The 6,168-nt window shown below is 63.1% G+C and carries 1 protein-coding gene; it reads right to left on the bottom strand.

Features of this window, described 5'->3' with window-relative positions; genetic code table 11:
- On the bottom strand, positions 1-6,168 hold a 6,168-nt coding region (locus ACV22Z_RS35520), incomplete at both ends, for a hemagglutinin repeat-containing protein (protein WP_448080912.1).

Genomic DNA, 6,168 nt, shown 5'->3' with positions numbered 1-6,168 from the left:
ACCACGTTCGAAACGGCATCAATCACCGGCGCCTTCAACGCCAGCGTCAGGCCGCTCTTCGAGACTTCCTGCGTCTCGGTGCGATGACTCGTGTCCCGCGCCGCGTCGATCGTCACGTTCGCACCCGTACCGCTGATGTTCTGCGCTGCTATCAGGTCGCTCCCCGTCACGCGCAGATCGTTCCCAGCGGTGATGCTGAGGTTGCCGTTCAATGAACCGATCACGCTTCCATTGTTCGAGTCCTCGTTCGTCTGGCTTGTCGTCTTCAGCGAACTACTGCCAACGGACACCGACAGCCCGCCGCCCGACATCAACCCCGACTCCTTCTTCTGGTAGTAGCTCGACGACTGCAGCGTATCCTGCGACGTCGCGATCGTCACATTGTGTGCCGCGTTCAGCGTCACATCGTTCGTCCCGACGACGGTGCTACCTTGAATATTGAGGTCCTTGCCGCTCACGATCGCCACACCGTCTGCGGAAATCAGGCTGCTCTGGTTCAACGTCATTGACTGATCAATCCCGCTCGCCACCTTCGACCCGGTCACCATGCCGCTGCGGCTATGCGTTTCGTGCGAATTCAGTCCATGCGTCTCGGTCGCCGCTGTGACATTCACATCCCCCACAGCCACAAAGTTCGCATTGCCCTTGTCCAGACCGATCGAACTGCCGCTGACCGTAATGTCCTTGCCCGACACGAGATTGACGGTATTGCCGCCCGTCAGCGTCGTCCCTGTCAGCGCCTGATCCGACTTGTGCAGCGTTTCCGCATAGCTGCGGCTGCCCTCGTCACCCGAGCTGTTGCTGTTCACCGTCGAGGTCGTGCTCGCCGTCCCGAGCGATACGTTGCCCATCGCCGCGATCGTGCCGCCTTGTCCGAGATCGATTTGCGCGCCTTTCGCCGTGAAGTCGCCGCCGACAGCGACGTTGGAAACACCTCCCACCTTGACCGAGCTGCCGACAACCCGATTGATGTCCGTATCCGACACGCCGTTCGCGCGCTCGACGACCTTGTGCTCGCCGATCTGCTGCGCTCCGAGTGTCCAGTCGCCGCCGACATTCGCCCCGAGATTGCCGCCGACCGTCAGATTTCCCGCGTTCTGCTGGAAGTTGCCGCCAGTCACGATGGCCGCATCACCCGCGACGTCCAGTTGGGCGATCGGTCCGAGCGTAGTCGACACCCGCGTCGCGCCGTTGTCGTTGACCTGCTTTACCTTCTTCGTCGCGGTATCGAGAATCAGATCGCCGCCCGCGTCGACGTTCAGGCTGCCGGCCTTCACCTTGGCCGACGTCAGATCGACATCACCGGACGTCGTCAGCGACATCAGCCCGCCGCTTTGCAGCGCGCCGAACGCGTTATCGATCTGCTTGCCCTGAATCGACAGCGTGTTGTCCGCCTTCACAGTCCCGCTGTTCGTGAACGTCTGCACATCCTTCAAATCGATGTCGGATGCCGCGATAAGCGGGCCACTAATATTCTGCTGGCTGGCCTTCGCGAGATACACGACCGGCACCAGCACCGACTGCCCATCGACCGCCCGTGTCTCCATCATGATCACATTGCCGGTCAGCTTCGACACCTGGTCAGCCGACAAACTCGCGCCGATCGGCAAATCGAGCGACTTCGACAACGATGCGCCCGCGGCGAGCAATGACTGGTACATCGATTCGAGATCCGCGTACGGACCCAGCACGGCCTTGCCGGTCAGCGCCGTGATCTCGTTGCGCACCAGTTGCTGTTCATAGAAGCCATCGCCGAGACGCTTGGGAATGTGCGTGAGGTCGACGCCGATCTGACTGAAAAAGTAGTCGCTCGAAATGAAGTTCTTCTGATTGGTAAACGCCGGATTCGTCTCGATGACGTAGTTTGCATTCGGCGCCGGATTCGGCCTGAACAGTCCGCCTTGCGGAATCGTCAGGTTGTTCAGGACATTCTGTGCGGTCGCACCGGCCACGATCGGATCGACCGGAAGCACCGGCTTGCCATTCACCGCTGCGGATTGCGCACCCGAACCGGCCACCGTCCCGCCCACCGCACCACCTGAAGTCGTCGTGCCGCCGGCGTTGCCGTTGACCGCACCGACCGTCAACCCCGGAACCGACTGGCCGGGCAGCAGACCGAGCGACGGAATCGACGCGTTCCCGGCCGTGTTGTTGATGCTGACGCCCGTGCCGCTCAACGTGCCGTTCGGAGCGAAGCTCGATTCGTAGTCCGGCAACGCATGCTTGCGGTAGTCCGCCCCGGCGTTGCAGCCGCTTTCGCAGAACGTATAGCTCCAGTATTTGCTGCCGTCATAGTTGCGGTAATGATATTGACCCGAGTAGGTCACCAGCACCTGCGGTGCGATCTGCCCCTGCCAGCTGTCCTGGTCAAGCTCGCGCGGCATCGCAATATCGCCTGCGGCCGCTACCGCACTCCAGTAGTTCTGCAGTGTACCGACCGAGGTCGCCAGCAGATTGCCGCCGGAGATGATCTGCGCCTGCGGGCTGATGGCCGTTACCGTGCTCGCGACCGCCTTGCCCGTGTACGTCGTGTACAGGTAGTCGCTGTTCATCTCGCCACCGTGCGGCGGATCGATATACACGCCGCCAATCGCGGTCGGATCGGGCGTGTTCGGTTTCCCGGTCCGGCCGCTCGTGCTGATACCGAGCCGTTCCAGCAGCGCCGGATCGACCTGTGTCGTCCAGCCGGACGTCTTCATCTGGCGTCGTGTATTCGTCACGCGGTCGGCGTGCAGCGCCATGTCCGCGCCCGACTGGATCAGTGCCGACACGTTGTTGACCAGCGCCGCATTCGTGTAATTGCCGGCGGCATCCTTGCCACCCGCCAGCACGACCCTGCCCATGCCGAAAATGGCCGTCTGCGCCATCGTGTCGGTCGCCGTGGTGTCGTCGCGGTTCTCGATGTCGTTTGCGAGGATTTCGAGCGTGCCGTTGCTGTCGGACCCGCCGATCAGCGCGGTCGGCCCGACGTTCGAAACAGTGCCATCCGCATTGAGCGACACGCTGCCACCGACGAGCGCGCCGGTGTTGGTCAGATTGCTCGATTGCGTATGCAGCAAACCGCCCGCCGTCAGTGCACCCGAGTTGACGATGTTGCCCGCATTGACGCTCAGGTTATTGACCGACTGCAAGTTGCTGCGGTTATCGAACGTACCCGGCAGCGTAAAGGCGAAATCGTGTCCGACGTCGAACTGGTAATCGGGCGTTGCCGTGAAATCGCCCTGCAAATTGACCGTCGCGTCGTGCGTCGCACTATAGGTACCGCCACCTCGCAGCGTGGCCGCCGAAACCGTCAAGTCGTGCGTCGAGCTGATCTGGCCATTCGCGTTCGTCACCGCGCCGGTCGTGGTTACGTCGACGCCACCATTCGAATCGACGACGTTGCCGATCTTGCCGCCGCTGTTGTCCAATGTGTCGCCCCGGACGTGCAGCGACGCGCCGCTCAGTTGTCCACCCTGCGTGTTGACGATCGAGGCTGCGCTTACCGTCACGTCGCCGTTGCCGGTAATCTGCCCCATGCCCGATACGCCGCCCGCGTGGTTGTTCACGATCTGGCTGCCGCCTTGCACGGTCATCTTGCCCGTGCCGAGATCGGCAATCGAACCGTCCGCATTGTCGATCGACGCCGATTGAATATCGAGCGTACTGGTGTCGCCTGCCGCAGATTGACCGGCCTGAATGTGGCCACCGCGGTTCACCAGCGCACCGCCGTTCGCCAGCAACAGCGACGCATCCGAACGGATCAGGCCTTGCGCGTTGTTGACTTCGCCGGCAACGGTTCCGTTGATGCCGCGCAGCGCCGCCAGGATGCCGCTCGAGTTGTCCCAACTGCCCGCATCGACAACGGCCTGCCCCCTGGTGACGATGGTGCCAGCCGCGTTGTTCAGCGCGCCTGCGCCACTGCCTGGCGCAATCGTCAACGTTCCCGTTCCGGCATGGGTAATCGTGCCGCCCGAGTTGTTCAGATCGGCGGGTTTTAGCGTCAGATCCGTACTGTTGGTCTGGATCACGCCGGCTGCGGAATTGTCCAGCGTGCCGCTGACATCGACACCCATCGGCGACGAACCATACGACGTAATCGTCCCTCCGTGGTTCGTCAGGTTCGTGGCGGTCAGCGCGAGCTGGTTCGCTTCGAGCTTGCCGCCGCTGTTGTCGAGTGTCGAGCCGATCGTCGCAGACAGGTTCGGCGCAACGATTGCGCCGCCCTGATTCGTCAGCGAGCCGGTATGGATCGTCACATTCGCATTCGCGCCGATCCGACCACCGTCGTTCGTCAGCGTGTTGCTGGTCAAAGCGACATTCGCATTCGACAACAGCTTGCCGTTCGTATTGTTCAGCGCGCCGACGGCGGTCGCGGTCAACCCCGCTTGAGCGGAAATTGCGCCGCCCGTGTTGTCGACCGTTTCGGTATCGATGACGGTCTGGCCGTTGCTGACGATCTTGCCGCCGACGTTGCTGATCGCGCCCGAACCATCGCCCAGCGTCAGGGTACCGTGACCCGCGTGCGTCAGTGTGCCGCCATCGTTGCGCAGCACGGCCGGGGTCAGCGTCAGATCCGTGCTGTTCGTCTGAATCAGGCCGCCGCGGGAATTGTCGAGCATGCCCGATACGGCGACGCGCATCGCGCCCGTGCCGGTTTGCGTGATCGTGCCGCCGCGATTCGACAGATTGCCGGCGGTCAATGCCACTCGCGCGGCCTGAATCGTTCCCGTGTTGTTGTCGAGCGATGCCGCGCTGATGTCGGCTGATTGAGCGGCGGTGATCTGACCGCTATTGGTCAACGTCCCGACCTGAAGCGCCGCGTCGGCAGCCGTATCGATGACGCCGTCGGCATTCTTCAACGCACCGCCGCCGTCGATACGCAGGTTGCCATTCGACAGCAGCTTGCCGGCCGAGTTGTCGAGTGTGCCGGTCACGGTCGCCGCGAGCCCGGTTTTGCCGCTTATCAAACCGTTGGTGTTGTCGAGCATGCCGGATCGCGCGACGGCCTGTCCGTTGCTGACGATCTTGCCGCCGACGTTCGAGATCGAGCCCGTATTGCCGCCGCCGAGCATCAGCGTGCCGTTACCCGCATGAGTAATCGTTCCAGCATCGTTGACGAGCGCAGCGGGTGTGAGCGTGAGGTCTGCACTGTTGGTCTGAAGCGTTCCGCCTTTCGAGTTGTCGAGCGTCCCGCTCACGTTGACGGTCATCGCACCGGTTCCCGTCTGCGTGATCGTCCCGCCGTGGTTCACGAGGTCAGTTCCATTCAGCGTCAACTGATCGGCCCGCACGGTCCCGGCACTGTTGTCCAACGCCGTTCCGCTTACCGTCGCCGTCTGACCGGCGATCGTGCCGCCACTGTTGGTCAGGTGAGTCCCGCCATCGACCGTCACGTCCTGCGTCGCCTCGAGCGTCCCCGCGTCGTTACTGACCGACTGTCCGCTCACGTGCAGATTCTTGTTGGCCGTAATGGCGCCGCGGTTGAAGACATTTCCGCCGTGCACGGTCACGTCGCCATTGCCGCCGATTACGCCGCCTTGCGCGCCGTTCGACGTCGTGCCAGCCGCGTTTGCGAGCTGACCGCTCGTCGTGACCGACAGGCCGTCTCCATTGAGCGACGTGATGCGCCCCGCCGAATTGTCCAGCGACGCGCCGAAAACCGTCATGCCGGCGGCGCTCTGAATCGTGCCCTGGTGGTTGGCGATCGCAGCGCCGCGCACGTCTGCCGAGCTTTCCGACACCAGCGTACCGGCCTGATTGGCAATCTGTCCGGCTGACTGCACCGACAGCGGGCCTTGCGCCGACACCTGACCGCTCTGGTTCGACACGCTGCCGCCCGTCAATGTCACACTGCGGCCGCTCGACAGGTTGCCGTGATCATTGACGAGTACGCCGCTAGCCAACGCGTCGAGTGCCCCTTGTGCGCTCGTCCTCGCGCTCGACAGGTTGAGATCACCCGCCTTCGCGTTCAGCGTGAGATTGCCGTTCGCAGCCGTCTCGCTGCGGGCGAGATTCACGTTGCCCCCCGTCAGCGATGCATTGCCGCCGGCGATGTTCTTTCCGGTCGCCGTCAACTGGCCCGTGGCCGTGACATTCAAGTCGCCGATTCGATCGACGAAGCCATCCTTGTTCGCGCCCGCGCCCAGCGTGCCGGTCGAATTGACGCTGCCGGCGTCGACCGTCGCA

The sequence above is a fragment of the Burkholderia sp. PU8-34 genome (assembly GCF_053427725.1).
The sequence above is the reverse complement of the archived record's forward strand: the minus strand, read 5'-3'. Positions and strand labels throughout refer to the sequence as shown.